Annotated in this window: 14 protein-coding genes; 8 read left to right on the forward strand and 6 right to left on the reverse strand. The window is 56.2% G+C overall.

Annotated elements, in window-relative coordinates:
- Nucleotides 1-218: 218 nt before the first annotated feature.
- Nucleotides 219-1004, reverse strand: coding sequence for an SDR family NAD(P)-dependent oxidoreductase (locus tag G565_RS0108805; protein ID WP_028670589.1), 786 nt, complete (start codon nucleotides 1002-1004; stop codon nucleotides 219-221).
- Between the two features lie 222 nt (nucleotides 1005-1226).
- On the opposite strand from G565_RS0108805, the gene G565_RS25955 reads away from it, so the two are divergent.
- Nucleotides 1227-2540 (forward strand): RsmB/NOP family class I SAM-dependent RNA methyltransferase, encoded by a 1314-nt coding sequence (locus G565_RS25955; protein ID WP_051207655.1) that lies wholly within the window; start codon nucleotides 1227-1229, stop codon nucleotides 2538-2540.
- A 30-nt stretch (nucleotides 2541-2570) separates the two neighbouring features.
- On the opposite strand, the gene G565_RS0108815 is transcribed toward G565_RS25955, so the two are convergent.
- Both G565_RS0108815 and G565_RS0108820 read right to left on the reverse strand, forming a co-directional pair.
- The gene (locus G565_RS0108815) at nucleotides 2571-3554 is read right to left on the reverse strand and encodes a Tll0287-like domain-containing protein (protein ID WP_028670590.1); all 984 of its coding nucleotides are present in this window, start codon (nucleotides 3552-3554) and stop codon (nucleotides 2571-2573) included.
- A 22-nt stretch (nucleotides 3555-3576) separates the two neighbouring features.
- A complete protein-coding gene (locus G565_RS0108820) occupies nucleotides 3577-3852 on the reverse strand; it encodes a DUF8082 domain-containing protein (protein WP_157600036.1) in 276 nt (91 codons plus the stop codon).
- 284 nt (nucleotides 3853-4136) lie between these two features.
- On the opposite strand from G565_RS0108820, the gene G565_RS0108825 reads away from it, so the two are divergent.
- Nucleotides 4137-4871 (forward strand): glucosaminidase domain-containing protein, encoded by a 735-nt coding sequence (locus tag G565_RS0108825; protein ID WP_028670592.1) that lies wholly within the window; start codon nucleotides 4137-4139, stop codon nucleotides 4869-4871.
- Between the two features lie 39 nt (nucleotides 4872-4910).
- Here the strand turns inward: G565_RS0108825 and G565_RS0108830 are convergent, their stop codons facing one another.
- The 3 genes from G565_RS0108830 to G565_RS23575 form a co-directional block, all read right to left on the reverse strand.
- Nucleotides 4911-7163 (reverse strand): YkoF family thiamine-binding protein, encoded by a 2253-nt coding sequence (locus G565_RS0108830; protein ID WP_028670593.1) that lies wholly within the window; start codon nucleotides 7161-7163, stop codon nucleotides 4911-4913.
- Nucleotides 7160-7909, reverse strand: a complete 750-nt coding sequence (locus G565_RS0108835) for a TVP38/TMEM64 family protein (RefSeq protein WP_028670594.1) — start codon at nucleotides 7907-7909, stop codon at nucleotides 7160-7162. Before G565_RS0108835 ends, G565_RS0108830 begins: the two co-directional genes overlap by 4 nt.
- Before the next feature lie 275 nt (nucleotides 7910-8184).
- Nucleotides 8185-9786: a methyl-accepting chemotaxis protein gene (locus G565_RS23575; RefSeq protein WP_051207657.1), complete on the reverse strand. Its 1602-nt coding sequence runs from the start codon at nucleotides 9784-9786 to the stop codon at nucleotides 8185-8187.
- 258 nt (nucleotides 9787-10044) lie between these two features.
- Between G565_RS23575 and G565_RS0108845 the strand changes: the two genes are divergently transcribed.
- From G565_RS0108845 to G565_RS0108870, 6 genes are all read left to right on the forward strand, one after another.
- Entirely contained in the window at nucleotides 10045-11718 is a 1674-nt protein-coding gene (locus G565_RS0108845) for a putative bifunctional diguanylate cyclase/phosphodiesterase (RefSeq protein ID WP_037338463.1), read from the forward strand.
- Between the two features lie 125 nt (nucleotides 11719-11843).
- Entirely contained in the window at nucleotides 11844-12791 is a 948-nt protein-coding gene (locus tag G565_RS25960) for a helix-turn-helix domain-containing protein (protein WP_169579631.1), read from the forward strand.
- A gap of 111 nt (nucleotides 12792-12902) precedes the next feature.
- The gene (locus G565_RS0108855) at nucleotides 12903-14102 is read left to right on the forward strand and encodes a pyridoxal-phosphate-dependent aminotransferase family protein (RefSeq protein WP_037338467.1); all 1200 of its coding nucleotides are present in this window, start codon (nucleotides 12903-12905) and stop codon (nucleotides 14100-14102) included.
- A 9-nt stretch (nucleotides 14103-14111) separates the two neighbouring features.
- Entirely contained in the window at nucleotides 14112-14726 is a 615-nt protein-coding gene (locus G565_RS0108860) for a DUF6962 family protein (RefSeq protein ID WP_028670598.1), read from the forward strand.
- Between the two features lie 26 nt (nucleotides 14727-14752).
- Nucleotides 14753-15811: an amidohydrolase family protein gene (locus G565_RS0108865; RefSeq protein ID WP_028670599.1), complete on the forward strand. Its 1059-nt coding sequence runs from the start codon at nucleotides 14753-14755 to the stop codon at nucleotides 15809-15811.
- Nucleotides 15812-15988: 177 nt separating this feature from the next.
- A complete protein-coding gene (locus G565_RS0108870; protein ID WP_028670600.1) occupies nucleotides 15989-16396 on the forward strand; it encodes a hypothetical protein in 408 nt (135 codons plus the stop codon).
- Nucleotides 16397-16457: the final 61 nt, after the last annotated feature.

Consider the following 16457-nt stretch of genomic DNA (forward strand, 5'->3'; position numbering starts at 1 on the left):
GCGTTGGACTCATTTGAAAGGTCTAGACATTCCTGCATGAGTCCGTCGGGATGCCGCACCACTGCGGCAACGTCCCTCGGATAAGCCAGAGCCCCGGGGGAGTTGTTCAGAGGCTCCCCAGAGTATCGGCCGCAACGGCGGTTTTTGCAGTAGGGTTTGGTAGGCGCCTTGTGGTCCATTCGTAAAGTTCTGTTACTGAGGAGCGACGCCAGCAAGTGTTAGCGGGGTCGTTCGGAGCGAGCGAGCACGGCGTGCAGCCAGCGCACTGGCAGGTGGCGTAAAAAGGCGACAATCAGCCGGTAGTTCCAGCCCTGAACAGACAGCACCCGACCCCGGTTCAGGTCTTTGAGCGATCGATCGACAACCTCGTTGGCCGACCAGGCGCGGGTGAGCCCGTGGCGTTTATAAAAGCTAGCCGGGTCCAGTCCCAGGCGGGCATGAAAGTCGGTTACGGTGAACCCGGGGCAAACCGCCAGGGCACGAAGCCCTTCGTGGCGATAACTCAGTGCCAGCGTCTCGGTGAACGCTCTGACGAAAGCTTTGGTCGGGCCATATAACGCACTGTGGGGTGTCGGCAGCCAACTGGCCACCGAGGCCAGGTTGATCACCAGCCCACGCGCCCGTATCAGGTTGGGCAAGGCCGCATGGGTCAGCTGCAGGGTGCTGGTGACATGGACATCAAGCAGAGCCTGGTGGCGTGACCAGTTTGCCTCGCCAAAACGTCCATCGTCGGCATAGCCGGCGTTGTTGATCAGGGCATCCAGCCGGGGCAGCAGTGTGACTTCCTGGACCAGCGCTTCGCGCTTATCAGCCTCGGCCAGGTCAATGATTCGATAATCGACATCGACCGGGTAGCGTTCTCGCAGGCGGTCGCATACAGCAGCCAGTTCGGCTTCACGCCGGCCGGTTAACAGCAGATTGTAGCCATCGGCGGCGAGTCGTTCTGCGTAGGCGGCACCTATGCCGCTGGTGGCGCCGGTTATTACGGCCAGAGGTTGGGTCATGAACAGGTATCCCGGAGCACAGTGCAGTGGGGGATCATGCCAGAGTCGCACCGTTGGGCAAACCGCTTACGCTAAGGGAGGCTGTCGACATCTCTTGACGCGGTTTGGTTTTGCACGCCAGGGTCTTTCGGCAGGTTGGGGGTGCCTTTGGTGCCGTGATTCTGACTGGTCCCTGCTTTATACTGCGCCGTTCAGCCGCCACCGACCCACAGGACTTCAGCCATGGTGCACACCGACATTTCGAACCGGCCGCAATGGCCCGGCTATCGCTGGCCGCACCTGTGTGACCTGACCCGGGCGTTGCAAGCCGAACCACACTGGCCACAGATGGATCGCTGGCTGGCGGCACGGTTTCGCGAGCGCAAGGCTTATGGTGGCAAAGACCGGCGGTTTTACAGTGATCGGCTGTTTCAACTGTGCCGGTTGGCAGCGGCACCGGTGATTCTGCAGCAGGGCTATGCGGCCGCTACCAATAACGCTGCACCAGATAACGAGGCATGGACCGCTGAGACCCTGTGGCAGGCGTTCAAAGTGATCCCGGCGCTGGAACTCTGGGGTTGGCTGGTGTTGCTCGACGGAGCTGACGATCAGGCCCCAAGGGAGCTGACCGATATAGCCGCGCGGCGGGAGTGGCTTGATCGCCAGTATGACCAGCCCGATGTGCAGGCAGCAAAGTACGGTTGGTTGCGTAGCTGGAACCCTTGGTTTGAACGTCGTCTGGCGGCCAGCCAATGGCCAACCGAGCAGGCGCAACACTGGCAGGCGATGCAGATGACGCGCCCGCCTATCTGGTTGCGGGCCTTGCCCGGTAAAGGCGAGCAGGCCGCCCGCTCGCTCCACGCTGCAGGGTTGACGTTAGTGGAGCAAGGCGGAGACGGGCTGGCGCTGGAACCCGACTCTCAGGTTACCAGGACCAAAGCCTGGGATGCAGGCTGGGTGGAGATTCAGGATCGGGCCAGTCAGCGCATCGTCGATGCCGTAGCCGCCGCGCCCGGGCATCGGGTTTGGGACGTGTGCGCCGGAGGCGGTGGCAAAGCCGTCGCGCTGGCGAGCCGGGTCGGGCCGTCTGGTGAGGTTGTGGCGACGGATATTCGTGCTCACGCCCTGCAAGAGACTGAACGGCGCGCTGCTCGCCAGGGGTTTGCCAACCTGCGTACCCGTGCGCTGGATGTCACTCGCCCGGACGCGGTTGCCGAACTGAACGCGGGTACCTTCGACCGGGTTGTGATTGATGCGCCTTGCTCGGGCGCCGGCACCTGGCGGCGCAACCCTGACAGTCGCTGGCGGTTGACCGGTGATGCCATTCAGGCATTGCAACCGATTCAGGATCAGTTACTGACGCAGGCGTCGGTATCGGTTAAAACCGGTGGTTATCTGGTGTATGCGACGTGCAGTTGGCTGGTTGAAGAGAACGAAGACCGGGTCTCACAGTTTTTGTCTGCTCATCCCGGTTTTACCTTGTTGAGCCAAGCCATGGTTGGCGCGCCCGAAGACGACGCCGACACCATGTTTGTAGCGGTGATGCAGAGCCATTGAACAGGCTCGTCAGCGGTGTTCCTGGCCTCTTCAACCCTTTTTATTCTGCTCGGCCTGCTGTGCTTTCAGAGATTTGGCGACCTTTATCGCCTGTTGGGCTGCGGCGCGCGCTTCCTTCACTTTGCGGATCGAGAGGTTAAAGCTGGTTTTCATGCGCGAGGTCGCCAACTTCAACTGATCGATCTCATTGCGGCTATTCAGTGGAATGGAACTGACGTCCAGCTCGGTTTCCTGCCCCTTGGAAATAGTATCGGCCATCTGTGTCAGCTCACCCACCGGTTGAATGATGGTGCGCCGTACAAACCACAGAATCACCAGTATCGACAACGCGATGGCTGCAATTTCAACCATGCCGAACAGGGAGACCGTGCCTGCCAGCAGGTTGCGCTGGGGAATGGTGACGCTGATGATGCCAGCCAGATCTCCGGCCTCAAACCCGAAACCGTTGTCGGATCCGTACCGGGTTAATACATCCCGCGGGGCATTGGCCGCATTGCCGTGACAGACAATACAGGCTTCGGTGTGAAATACCGGCTTGGCATAGCGATACTCGCCACCGACGGTCTCGAAAAACTCGGGCAGATCAAACGACTGAATGTTGTTCAGTGCGCGCGATTCAAAGGCATCCGGCGTGTTGGCCGGGTTCATGACATTCTGTGAGGTCATGCGGAACTTGGCGGGTGATTCAGAGGCAGCGACGGTTTCTGAAAACTCGCGCTGAGCCAGGGCCGGGTTTTTTGAATAAAAGGTGATGGTCTGGTTTGGGGTGTCTACCGGATGCACATCCATTTGCCCCAGAAAGCTATCCTGTCCATCGCGTACCCAGACCCGACCAGTTTGGGCAACCCAACTGCCAAAGGCATCGACATTGGCGACCACGGTTTGTGCCTGAGCCCGAAGCTCCTGCATGTAGACATTTTTGAGCAACAGAAAGAAGGCGCCTGCGTTCAATGCCAGGACACACATCAGCAGCAGCACAAACTGAGTGCTGATAGACAATCGTTTTCCAAACATGAGGGGGGTAACTCCGTTTAAATTACCGGGCAGTCGGGGGCTTCCCGGCACCGGATGTCATGCTGTAAACCACCTTGTTGGTGGCTTCCAAAAAAGCCCGTTTATCTCGTTCGCTGTCGATATTCGATGCCAGCTCACTGATGTAGTGGCGCAGCGCAGCCGGGCCTTTCCAGCCTTTACGGCGCCAGATCTGTCGGGTGTCTTCAATCAGGATGTCCCCTATGGGGCCGACAGCAGATTTGAATTCCTGATCGATCATTGCCAACAGGCGTTGCGAACGGCTTCCCTGTGCTGCCATCTATGGGTCTCATCAAAAAGAGGGGTTACGTTGAGTGGGTAGCAAAATACCAGATTCAGGGCCGGGTGTTGACTTTAAATAGCGTCTAACAACCTGATTTCTGGTTATTAACGTACACTTGGACGGGTGGAAAGCAAAAAGTGACATTTTGCTGATCTACCGGCGTCTATTATTGTGCAGTCAATAATGCCACCGGACCCCTCACGGTTCGGATCGTGTTGCTGACTGTCAGTAGGTTTCCACAGCCTGGTAGAAGACCCAAAAACGAACCACGAGGAGTTTTCATGAACAAATTATGGCCATTAGCCATTGTCGCCCTGATGTTTATTGTGGCACCGGTTGTAGGGCTCTGGCTGCCATTGGGTGCTTCAAAAGCGCCCGACTTTACCGAATTTGCCGCAGGTGATGCCCGCAAGACCGCTTTTTTTGACTTTATGGTGCCCCTGGTCAAGCAAGAAAACGAGGCGGTATTGAGCAGCCGTGCGCGATTGCTGGCACTGCAGGAGGAAGGCTCTCCAGGTTGGGCGGAACGCCGTTGGCTGATGTTATTGGCCGAACGTTATGAACTGGACGAGTTTGACCCAACTGACGCTGCGGCTCGGCGTCAACTGATCAGGCGGGTTGACGCTGTGCCGGCCTCAATCGCACTGGCGCAGTCAGCCAATGAAAGCGCCTGGGGTACATCGCGCTTCGCTCTGCAGGGTAACAATTACTTCGGACAGTGGTGCTTTGTGCGCGGCTGCGGGCTGGTGCCGGAGGCTCGCAATGAGGGGGCCAGTCATGAGGTTGCCGCCTTTGATTCGGCGCGTGAATCGGTGCGTCGCTACATGAACAACATCAATACTCACAACGCCTATGCCGATTTGAGGGCTCGTCGTGCGTCATTGCGCAATGAAGGGAATGACGTTAATGGGTTGGCTCTGGCTCCCACCTTGCTCCGATACTCCGAGCGGGGTCAGGAGTACGTGAATGAGTTGCAGGCCATGATACGCGGCAATGCGTTGCAACAATACGACTGACAGAACACCGGTGATGTTCACCGGTGCCTCAGTATCGTGCTAATTGGCCGGTTGCCGTGTGAGCACGGCCTGGTTCCGTTGCTGGCCGGCCTCTATCCGGACCGGTTGGTGGCCGGGCAGCCGGATATCCAGCGCCGGCGCCGGTCCATGCCAGTTGGCGTCCCAGCTCAGGGTCGTTTCAGTGCTGCTGTCGGCCACAATCGTTACCGTTACCTCACCGAACTCCGTCGGGGCGGCTCCAAATGTAATCGGACCTTCGGCGTCCAGCCAGCGTTGCGGAATGCCCTGGCACAACACCAGGTGGTCCGCCTCTTCACGCATGAAACAATACCGCATCATCAACACCCACTCCGATGACGCCCAAACATGGTGCCCGTCGCCCATGCAACCGGCACCGGTCAGCGGGTGAATGGCTTCCGGCCACTGGCCGGTGGGTGAGGCGATGTCGGCGACTGCATCAATCAGGTCCAGGTAGCGCGGGTCGTCTGCGCGCATCATTACCTGAGCAATGTGAAGGGTCAGGTAGGCGTTGAGACCCGAGTGAATCATATCCTGATAGAACGCACCCTTAACGAAGCAGCGTTCCAGCAGAAACTCGACCAGGTCGGTCATGCGCGGGTCGTCCGCATCCCATAACTGCAGCGGGTAACCGCATACCACCGAACCGATGGCCCCGGAGTCGAGCCGACGGTAGGGTGACGCCGGCATGGCCGGGCGGCGCAGTTTCTCGGCCTGACCCGCCAGGCTGCGCTCGATGGATTGCTCGAAGTCGCGTGCGGCACGAGCGTAATGCTCGCTCAGTTCCGGGTCGGTGCCGGCCAGCATGCGGCTGGCGGCATTCAGACCGGCAACACTCCAGAAATCGTCCCAGTAATAAAAGTCATTGGGCCCCAGGTGCTCGGCACTGAATCCGGCTGGCATCAGCCCGGCATGCGGTGCATCAATGTCGTTTGAAACCCGTTTTTTGATGATCCAGTCGGCGCCTCGCTTGATGACTTTTCCCCACTTTTCGGGGCGACGATGGGTGAATTTAAAAAAGCGTTCCAGTATCCACAGAACCTGCCCGTTGGAGTCCCACTCACCCTCCTGGGACCGAAAATAACCAGCGGCGGTTTGACGGTCGATAAAGCGGTCCAGGGCGCGCTCGGCTCTTTTGGTCAAACCGATACTGAGCAGTGCATCGATGATATAGGCGGCATCGCGGAACCAGAAACGCTTGTAAGTATAGGGGCCGGGGAACACGTCATCCGGCGAATGCAGCACCAGTGATGTCACCGCCGCATCGAATAAAAATTGCCAGTGCGGGTCCGGGCATGTAAGCGTGCAGCGTTGTTTGTGTACAGCCGACCAGGCATCGTCAATTAACGGCGTCGTCGGCTTGGTGTCCAGTGGCATACTGGCGGTCAGTTCTTTGGGTTCGCCCGCTTTGATGTTAAACAGTGCCGCCGCGGTAGCCAGGCCGACATCGCAGCGCCCCTGCTGCTGGTCTTCGCGATCCCGGAGGTGAATGTGAACGTCGCCGTCGCGGTAATTCGACACATGATGCCGGTCAGCCGGTTCTGAAAATCGAACAACGTGTTCGTCGTTAATGCGCCAGCCGTCGCGTGCCTGGTTCAGCGACACATCGTGTATGAATGAAATGCCTTCCGGGTTGTAGGGCCGCAACGCCAGTATCAGTTGCCCGGCCTGATCGCTGTGCCCGGTCACTTTCAACCGACATATCATCTTGCCTTCGACTCGCTCAACCCAGGCTTCGCTGCGAATCTCCAGACCGTCACCGCTGGCAACCGTTGTGATGTGTGGTCCCTGTTCCAGTTCCTGGCGCTGTTCGACCTGCTTTAACTTGGAGGGCAGCAGACAGCGCCCATCCTCTGTTTGTAGCCAGGCGTCCAGTGACCAGCCGTTGAAAATGGGGGTGAGCAGTCCGTTCGGGTCAACAATGGGCAGGTCCGGACAATCGGGGTAGCCCACCGCTGTCCAGTTGCGATTGCTGATGTTGATGTGGGTAATGGCAAACGCCCGTGGAATAAAAGACGGGTCTCTCGGATCAAATTGACGCTCGATCCAGACCGGCCAGACCCAGTCCAGGTTGTGTTGAATGGTGCGACTGTTGATCAACCCGCGCGCGTGGAAGACGACGCCGGAGCGAATCAGCTCAATCGGCTCGGCCACCTCCGAAGGCTGGGCCAATGCTTGCATTTTTGCCATGACCGGAATGGGGTCGAGAATGCCTTGTTTTTTGGCAATATAGGAAACAGCAAATCGCCATGGCAACCACTTTGCCCACTTCATGATAAAGACTCCTCATTGTCAGCAGATTCGGTGTATTGACTCAGAGCTCGGCGTGCCAGCCGGTTCAGATAAAACACGATGGCAACGGTCACCACGAAACCGCCTCCGTAGAGAAACCATTCAAAGCCAGAGCGTTCCGGGTTGCGCAGGCCGAGGTTGGTGACGTCGGCCGCAATAGAGCCGAGATAGACGTTGTGAACGGAAAAAGGAATAAAACCGATGAGCGAACCGACCAGATAACCCTGCCAGGAGAACCGGGTCAGACCAAAAAAATAATTGGACAGCTTACCCGGGAAAAACGGGATGAGCCGGGTCAGCAGTACGATCTTCCAGCCGTTTGCGCTCATTTCCTCATTGACCAGCCGCAGTTTATTGCGTCGGCGTACAAAGTCCGCCGCGTAAGGGCCAAACAGATAACGGGAAATCAGGAAGGCGGCAAGGGCACCCAGGGTTGTACCCAGCACGATGTAGATTGACCCTTCAACCACGCCGAACACAAAACCTGCACCGGTGGTGAGCAGTATGCCGGGCAACACCAGAACGACCACCAGCGCCATCAGCAGAATCACCAGCACTGGCCCCCAGATCCCCCGGGCGTCAACCCAATACAACAAGTCTATGATGGCGTGGTGAATGTCGAAATACACCAGCATTGTCAGCAGCGCAGCTACAAACACAACGCTGGCAACAATACCCCAAAGAGGTGACGCAGACCGCTTGGCGGGTGTGGTATTGGGTGCAGTCATGCGCAGTAGATCCTGATTATCTTTCCCCTGATCGTCTGTGGATTATTCCGGGGCGCTATAAACAAACGGCCGCAGAACACCTATCTTGCATGGAGTGTAGTGACCTGCTGTTGTTATGTGGCCGCCAGGATGAAAAGTGATGTAAAGTTTTGTTTAGAAACTCGGTCATCGGCGAGAAATACAGGCAGCTATTGCTGCCACAATGAGCGTCTGCGTTAGCGGGGTTGTTGTGTCAGTGTGGCTTAATCCCAAACACTGACGCGTCTATGGTGTCTTTAACGTGTCCGGACGGGTGCTTTTTTGAGGCCTCCGGTCAACATCACCAGAAAGTGGTTTGCCAGCAGATGTGTTCTGTCGACTGCCTGGGCCAGGTTTTCCGATTCATTACGGGCGCTCTCGCTGCTGGTAACGGACTGATCGCCGAGAATACCGAGGTTGCTGCATTGCTGCTGAACCTGAACGCTAAGCGCTGACTGCTCCTCTGTTGCGCTGGCAACCTCCTGGGCATGTCGCTCGATCAGCTCGATGTGCCCCAGAATATCGCTCAGGCTTGACTGCGCTTCCTGTGTCATTGCGGTTGCCAGTGTGGAGGCCGATTGTCCTTTGTGGATGGTTTCAACTACCGAATTGGTGACTTGCTGCAGGCCATTGATGATCGTGCTGATCTCATCGGTCGATGTCCGGGTGCGCCGGGCCAACCCGCGAACTTCATCCGCGACAACCGCAAAGCCGCGCCCGGCTTCACCGGCTCGGGCTGCTTCAATGGCCGCGTTCAGTGCCAGCAGGTTTGTTTGTTCGGCAATGTCAGTAATGACTTTCAATACCTGGTTGATATCCAGACTTCGACGAGCCAGTTCCTCAATGCCGTTGGAAGCTTGCTCCAGTTGAGCCGTTAGCGCCATAATGGCTTCGGTCATCTGCTGCATTTTTTCACTGCCGAGCTTTGACGATTCGCGCGCGGACTGTGTCGCGGTATGGGTAACGCTGGTCAGCTCACTGACCCGGTGGACACTCGATTCGAGCTCATCGAAAGCCTGTTTTATCGACACGATGTCGCAGCGCTGTGATTGGATGTGATTCATCGAGAATTGAATGCAGTCGAGTGTCTTGTCCTTGGACAAACCCATGGTACCAACGTTGGCATGCATTCTTGCTGCAATGGCTCTCATGGTTGAATCACGTTTCATGCGATCATATTCCAGCCAGGCAGAGTCCCCCCGCTTGCCGGTATAAAGATAGGGCATTACCGGGTGAGTACCCATTCTTGCCTCTCGGGCCAATTTAACCTGAGGCCATACAGTCATTAGGGTCGCTGCAAACAGCAGAGTCAAAAAAAAGAAACTGTGCGCCGATACCAGTGCATTGAAAAACATGCCATTGAGCAGCAACAACCCGGCTAGAGAAAGGTAAATTGCCGTAATTTTTAGGTGCAATGGTAGGCCAATCGCCTGATACCTTGAGGGGAGTTTGCCTGTGCGCCATGCCTGGTAGACAGTCTCCGCACGCGCAATCTGTTCCGGTGTTGGCATTACCCGAACTGACTGATACTCAGCGGCTTTGCCGTCTTTGGTGATCGGAGTAACGAACGCATCGACCCAGTAGTGGTCGCCGTTCTTGCAACGGTTTTTTACCAGACCTTTCCAGGAGTTACCCGCCCTGATCGACTCCCATAAATTCTCGAAGGCACCTTTTGGCATATCAGGATGCCGTATTAAATTGTGGGGCTGGCCTAGCAGCTCATCCTCCCGGTATCCGGAGACGGACACAAAACTGTCGTTAACGGCTGTGATTCGACTGTCGAGATCCGTCGTTGTAATCAGGTGCTCATTGGCTGCGTAAGACCGCTCATGTCCGGTGACAGATTGTGTATGGCGCATGTTGACTGCTCATTTTTTTTTGTAGTTCCGGACACTATGAAAGGTCAATGCAGGGACAGCCATCCAGATCTTGCACATTATCGATCTCGTTGTCAGTTTCCAGACATGCATCAATTAGTCAGCCGTCCATGAAGACTATGAGGCGTGCCCACCGTATCTCCGTAGAAACAGGATTTGCGTTATTTGGATAGGCTAACTCTGAAACTTCGCTAGCCTGTTCATATACATCGATTAGTTGAATCTACCTGAATGATGGACATGGCTATCTCAGACAAAGACTTTAAGGCGCTCGTCGACTGCCATCCCAGAGCCATGATGCTTGCGACTCAGGAACCCCGCATTCTCTATGTTAACCGGGCATTCCAGGCGGTAACCGGGTACGAGGCTAGCGCTGTTGTTGGAGAAAAACCCTCCGTACTCAGCTCGGGTTATCACGGTCGGGATTTTTACAAAGGAATGTGGAAGCGTCTGTCAAGTGAGAATAGATGGGAAGGGTTGGTGTGGAACCAGCGTTCCAATGGTGAGATATACCCGCAGTGGCTCACGATTTATGGCGTGGAGGTGCGCCAGGCGCAATGCTATGTGGGAACCTTTATGGACGTGGGCGACCTCGCTGCCATGGATGAACAGCTGGCCAGTCTTGCCTACTACGACGTACTGACCCGTTTGCCCAATCGACATCTGTTTCAGGCGTTTCTGGAGTCCAGAACCGGCCATCAGGATCATTCGCCGGCGCACTTTTCAGTACTGTATCTGGATCTCGATTTTTTCAAGGAAGTTAATGATCTGCACGGTCACGCGCAGGGCGATGAACTATTGGTACGGGTGGCTCAGCGATTACAATCGGTTTTGCGCAAAGGCGATGTGCTTGCCCGATTGTCGGGTGACGAGTTTGCCGCCATCATAGAAGTCGACAGTGTGGCCGGGACAGAAGCATTTTGCGACAGGATCTTGAACGCCTTCAAAGAGTCTTTCGTTGTCAATGACCAGCCCCATTATGTGAGCTTGTCGATTGGTGCGAGCCTGTTTCCCTTTCATGCCGATGAAGATAGGTCATTGCTCGAAAAAGCGGATCAGGCAATGTATTCCGCCAAGCGGTCGGGCCGGTTTCGGTACCAGATTTTTGATCCGGAAATAAACCGCAAGCTACTGTACCAGGAAAGTATCGGGCAGTACTTGTCGCAGTCGATTATTGAATCTCATGACGAGTTCAGTGTGGTCTATCAGCCGCATTACATGCTAGATAGTGGCGAAGTAACCGGGTTGGAAGCTCTGGTGCGATGGCATCACCCCCTACTCGGGCTGGTTCCGCCGAGTGACTTCATTCCGATAGCCGAGAAGCGCGGTTGGATAACCGTATTGACGACCATTATTCTGAAGGTTATTCAGAATGACCTGGCAAAAAACACGGTTAAGCTGCCCATGGGTATTCGCCTGGCCATTAATGTTTCGGCCCGGCATATGCTGGACGACGACTTCGTTTCCCAAATGACCCGAATGCGAAGGCACACTGATCAGTTGAACTGGGAGCTTGAGCTGGAAGTTACCGAAACATCCCTGGTACATTTTAACGATCAGCTCAGTTCCAAACTGACTGTCTTGCAAGAGCAGGGCATTCGAATTGCGATTGACGACTTTGGCACCGGATATTCTTCGCTGGCGTACCTGCAGTCCCTGCCGGTCAACGTACTTAAGATCGACCGTAGCTTTGTGGCCAGGCTGAATGAGCAGAGTGCGGACAGTACTCTGATCAGGGCAATTATTGCCATGGCCCATGCCCTGAGTCTCGAAGTGGTTGCCGAAGGGGTTGAGAGCGAAGCTCAGCGGCTGATTCTATGTCAACTGGCTTGCAAGCATGGGCAGGGATTCCTGTTCGCCAAACCCCAGCGCTGGAGCGCGCAGCTTTTTAGGTCGCTTGATATGGATCAATAGAATTGCAGTTTCCTGATCTTGCTGGCTCTCCTTGACCCAGAGAAAGCTAATTTTAGTATATTCTTATATAAGGCCTGCTTTAATGACACTATAATAAGAGTTTTGCGATGTTTTGCGGATATGGAATGGCTTCCTATTTACGGTTTACCCGGTCTAGCCCCAGGCAATGGCTGGGGAGTATCAAGGTGTTGCTGGGTCTGCCCCGGATCGAATTTTCATTCCCGCCGAGTGTAAAGTCCTTTCCCGGTGTGTCTGAGCTTAATACCGGGAGTGGCAGTGTTTTTCATATGGCAGTTGACGGACCAACTGGCGTGATAGTGAAGAACGCCAAACTTCCGATATTGGTTTGGGTCTGCTCCGGGCGTATACAGAACAAGGAAGATGTGTTTCTCATTCGCTCTGGTGAGGAGGTGGGCCTGGCTACCGATGGTCACTCTGTGTTGACGATTATTCAATTCCCCGAATCAGAAGTCGCCGCATTTGCGAGTCATCAGAGAGCTCTGGACACCTACCAACAACGACAGCAAGTCCGTTGGTTGCTGGAAGATTATAACCTGAGGAGCCAGTTTTTCCCGGATCATGACAGAGCGCTTAGCAACACCCGGGCAATGCTGGCCGAATTGACCGCTTGCTTGACCGACCGGGATTGCCGGCTCAGTTTGCCCCGGCGGCGAGTGATAGATCCCAAATTTGAGCAAGCCGTTAATTTCATCGCCAACAACCCGGGCTGGGAGTTCAGCCTTAAAGACCTGACAAACATAGTGCACAGCAGTGAACGCACCCTCTACTATCAGATGAAGCGCGTCATCGGCATGACGCCTTATCGCTATTACCAGCGCTGTAAGCTGCTACGGTTAAGGTTGGCATTGCTCGACTGCGAAGCGGACTCACCCAGCATCTCCTGGCATGCGCTGGAGCATGGCCTGAACCACCTCGGGCGCTTGCCTGCTCTCTATGCCAGCCATTTTGGCGAGAAACCCAGTGAGACACTAACCAGCCGCAAGGCACTTCGAATGGCGGGGGAGCTCGCCCTGTCTGCGACACTGCGTCCGGTAACTGCTGGGGCAGAGTAAGCGTAGGTTAAGCGGGTGTGCCGGTGGTTGCGCTGATGGCGCTAGCGCCTCATGATATGGGCTCTGCATTCAACAACCGTATCTTCTACTACCTAGCCGGATGTGCCCAGGATGATTCAAGCTCCCCATATCGATGGTCTTAACCAGATTTTACCCGAAGAGCCTTTGTTGATGATGGGTGCGGGCCCGGTGCCCATTCCGGGGCCGGTGGCGGCGGCGAACGGTATTGTTATTAACCACCTGGGTGAGACCATGGCGCGCATCATCGATCAGGTGAAAAAGATGGGCCGCTACATTTTTCAGACCGAGTCACCCTGGCTGATGGGTGTCGCCGGTCCGGGGTCTGCTGCCATGGAGATGGCGGTGACCAATCTGGTGTGGCCGGGCACTCGGGTGCTGTGTGTTTGTAATGGCTTTTTCTCCCAGCGCCTGGCTGAAATGGCCGGGCGTGCCGGTGGCGAAGTCGAGCGGTTGCTGGTTGAGGAGGGCTTTGGTGCTGACGTCCGGCGCATTGAAGACATTCTGCAAACCTTTGAACCGGAAGTGATGACCATTGTTCAGGGCGAGACCTCAAACACCACTCATAATAAAGATCTGGCGGCCATCGGTGCGCTCGCGCAACGATACAACTGCCGTCTCATCGTTGATGCGGTTTGCACGCTCAGCACCATGGAACTGAACATGGATGACTGGGGTATCGATGTGGTGATTACCGGCGGTCAGAAAGGGCTGAGCTCGATCCCCGGTGTCTCACTGGTTGCCTTTTCCGAGAGCGCCTGGCAACGCATTCTGCAGCGGCCGGTGCCCATGCCGCACTGGACCCTTGACGCCCTGCTCGCCACCCGCTTCTGGCATGAAGCCTCTTATCATTACACCGCGCCGGTTTCTGGCTTGCTGGCCCTGCATGAAGCCATGCGCCTGGTTTGTGAGGAGACGCTGGAGCGTCGTTTTCAGCGACATCGCAAAAGCAGTCTGGCGTTGCAGGGAGGCATCGAAGCGCTCGGCCTGTTGCTTTACGTACCCACCGAAGCCCGCCTGAACTCGGTAGTCGGCATTGCCTTGCCTGTAGGGCTTGATTCAAAAGCCGTCTGTGCGCATATATCCAAACACTTTCGGGTCGAAATTGCAGGCTCCTTCGGGCCGCCCATTGTACGCATCGGTCAAATGGGCGAGCAATGCCGGGTGCATAACCTGTTCCGTACACTGCATGCCTTCGGCTCCACCTTCAACGCCCTGGGCCATCCGGTCGACGTGCCTGCCGGTATGGCTGCATTGGAGAACCGTCTCCAAGCCCTGTCGGCCGACGAGTAAGATCAGCGTATGGCGCACTGGTGGGTGGCCGAAATGGTGTTGACCGCCAGTGCCTGGTGGGCCAGCCAACGTCTGATTCAGACCGGTCGTTCGGCATCGTTTCTGGCGGCAGTCTGTTTTGCCCTGCTGGGGCTGGCGTCGGCCATTGGCGCTCTTAAATATGGTTTTCAGTGGCAGGACCGGCTCGATGATATGCATACTCTGGCCTCCCGAGCCTTCGGTGTTGCCGGGCTCTACCTGCTGGCCATGGCCTTGCTCGACTGGATCGGCTGGCTGCGCCTGCACCGTAAATTATGGCTGGCGCATTTGGCCGATGCGTTGCTGGTGTTTATCCTCGGTTACTGGCTAACCCGGCTACCTCTGTTTCAGCTCGTGATCGGGTTGGTCCTGACGCTGGTTTGCATCGCGGTTGCAGGGGCCCTGTGGTACCGGACTCAGCGTGTTCAGAGCGGCTGGCTGGCATTGGCGGCTGTGGTGTTTTCCGTCAACGGCTTGCTCGTTGGGGGTGGTATGGAGCCGTTGCTGGGACTGCCGGTACGAATGGACGTGTTTCATCTGGGGTTGGCGTTCTGGGCTGTCTGTATGATTCAGGTGCTGGCCTATCCGGCCGATCCGCAAGCGTGAGAAAACCGAATGAATGAGGTAACAGAATGAAGCAGGCTGGCAAGAAAGCAGCACTGATCGGGGCCCTGGTGTCACTGGTGGTGAGTGGGTCGGCTCTGGCCGAAATGTGCTATGACCGCAGTGTTCAGGGGCATCGCCTGGTGGTCGACAGCCATTTGCACTTTCAGCCGTTCAGTGGTCCGCATCTCAATCATCAGGTGTTGGTAGAGTATCTTCAGCGCGCCGGCATCCAATACGCCAACGTCTACGGCATCGGCCAGACCCGGATCGAAGACTGGGCTTGTTTGAACGGCGGGGATTGCAGTGGCAATACGGTGATCGCGCCGACGATGAAGAACGATTTCGTCAATGGCGTGAACATGAACGCTTACCCGAGAACCGCCGTGCAGTTGCGCGCGTCCATGACGTTTCCGGATCTGCAAAACCCTGAGGGCATTGTCGATCGGATGGCCATTCTGGACCGCGAATTTCCCGGCCTGTTCCAGTGGATGGGGGAGGCCAATCTGGTCAAGCAAGCCTTGTTTTCATACGGCCACGAGGCCGCAACCCTTGAGGACATCGCCAATTGGGCCCCATTTATGGCGAAACTGGCCGAGCGCAATATGCCGCTCGCCCTGCATTCGGACATGGGCAATGATGAAGACGATTACGGTTACGTCCATCTGATGGAGGCCGTCCTCGAGCAATATCCGGATAACACCGTGGTGTGGATGCACCTGGGCACTTCACGTGAGCAAGATGACCTGGATCCGGCCGAGCACGTTGCCGAGATGTCCCGGCTCATGGATGCCCACCCGAACCTCTGGTTTGATATTTCCTGGAACGTGCTATACGACGGCTATTTCCGGGATGCCAATCGGCGCGGTCCCTACGTCGAGTTTCTGAATCAATATGCCAGCCGCATTCTTACCGGTACTGATGTGGTGGCCTCCAGTTACACCAGTTATAACGACTATCTGCGCGCACTCGAGCAGAACAGCTTTATCAACCAGTACCTCGACAAACGTGCTTTTCGCTATATCGCTCTGGGGCAAAGTTATTTCGATTTGCTCGACATTGATGATGTCGCGCCGCCTGTCTGTTGACAGATGCGAACACCGAAGCCTGAATGATTGGCGCCCGGAACGGATCGTCCGGCAAGATGGGTTGCGGCTAAGTCTTTGATTGTGGCAAACCAGCACACAACCCACTTTTGGGTTATCGTGTGTTTGAAAAGGCAGGTAGCTTGTTAACACTCTGAAAATACACCGAGTAATGTCACTGTGACCCGACGGCAGTTTCGGGCCGCTTGGGCACTCCAGGTCATCACCTGGCTGTGCTTTACGGCCATACCCATCGTAAACGCCAGCAGCGTGCAAACCGCTGATGGCTGGTTGCGCCTGTGCACCGGGCTGGGTGTCACCTGGGTGCAGCTTGATACGCTGGAAACCGCCGACTCAATGCCGGTGGAAGCCGAGTCGTCGTTGCATTGCCCCTGTGTGAACCAGATATTGGGGTTGCCCGAAGTCTGGGCATTTCCAACCGGGTCCGGGGTGGCCGTTGCTGCCCGGGACACCCGGGTTAACTCGCCCCGCACGACCACCTTTCTAGGCTATTTCAGCCGCGCCCCACCGATCGAGACCGTGTTTTACTCCATTAGCTTCAGCCGCCGTACCGTTTCCGTCGGTTAAAGCATGCTGTTGAATATCGCTGATTTTTAACAGCCCGAACACTCTCATTAAACTCGTTTTT

It is taken from the genome of Saccharospirillum impatiens DSM 12546, from assembly GCF_000423605.1.
GTDB lineage: Bacteria > Pseudomonadota > Gammaproteobacteria > Pseudomonadales > Natronospirillaceae > Saccharospirillum > Saccharospirillum impatiens.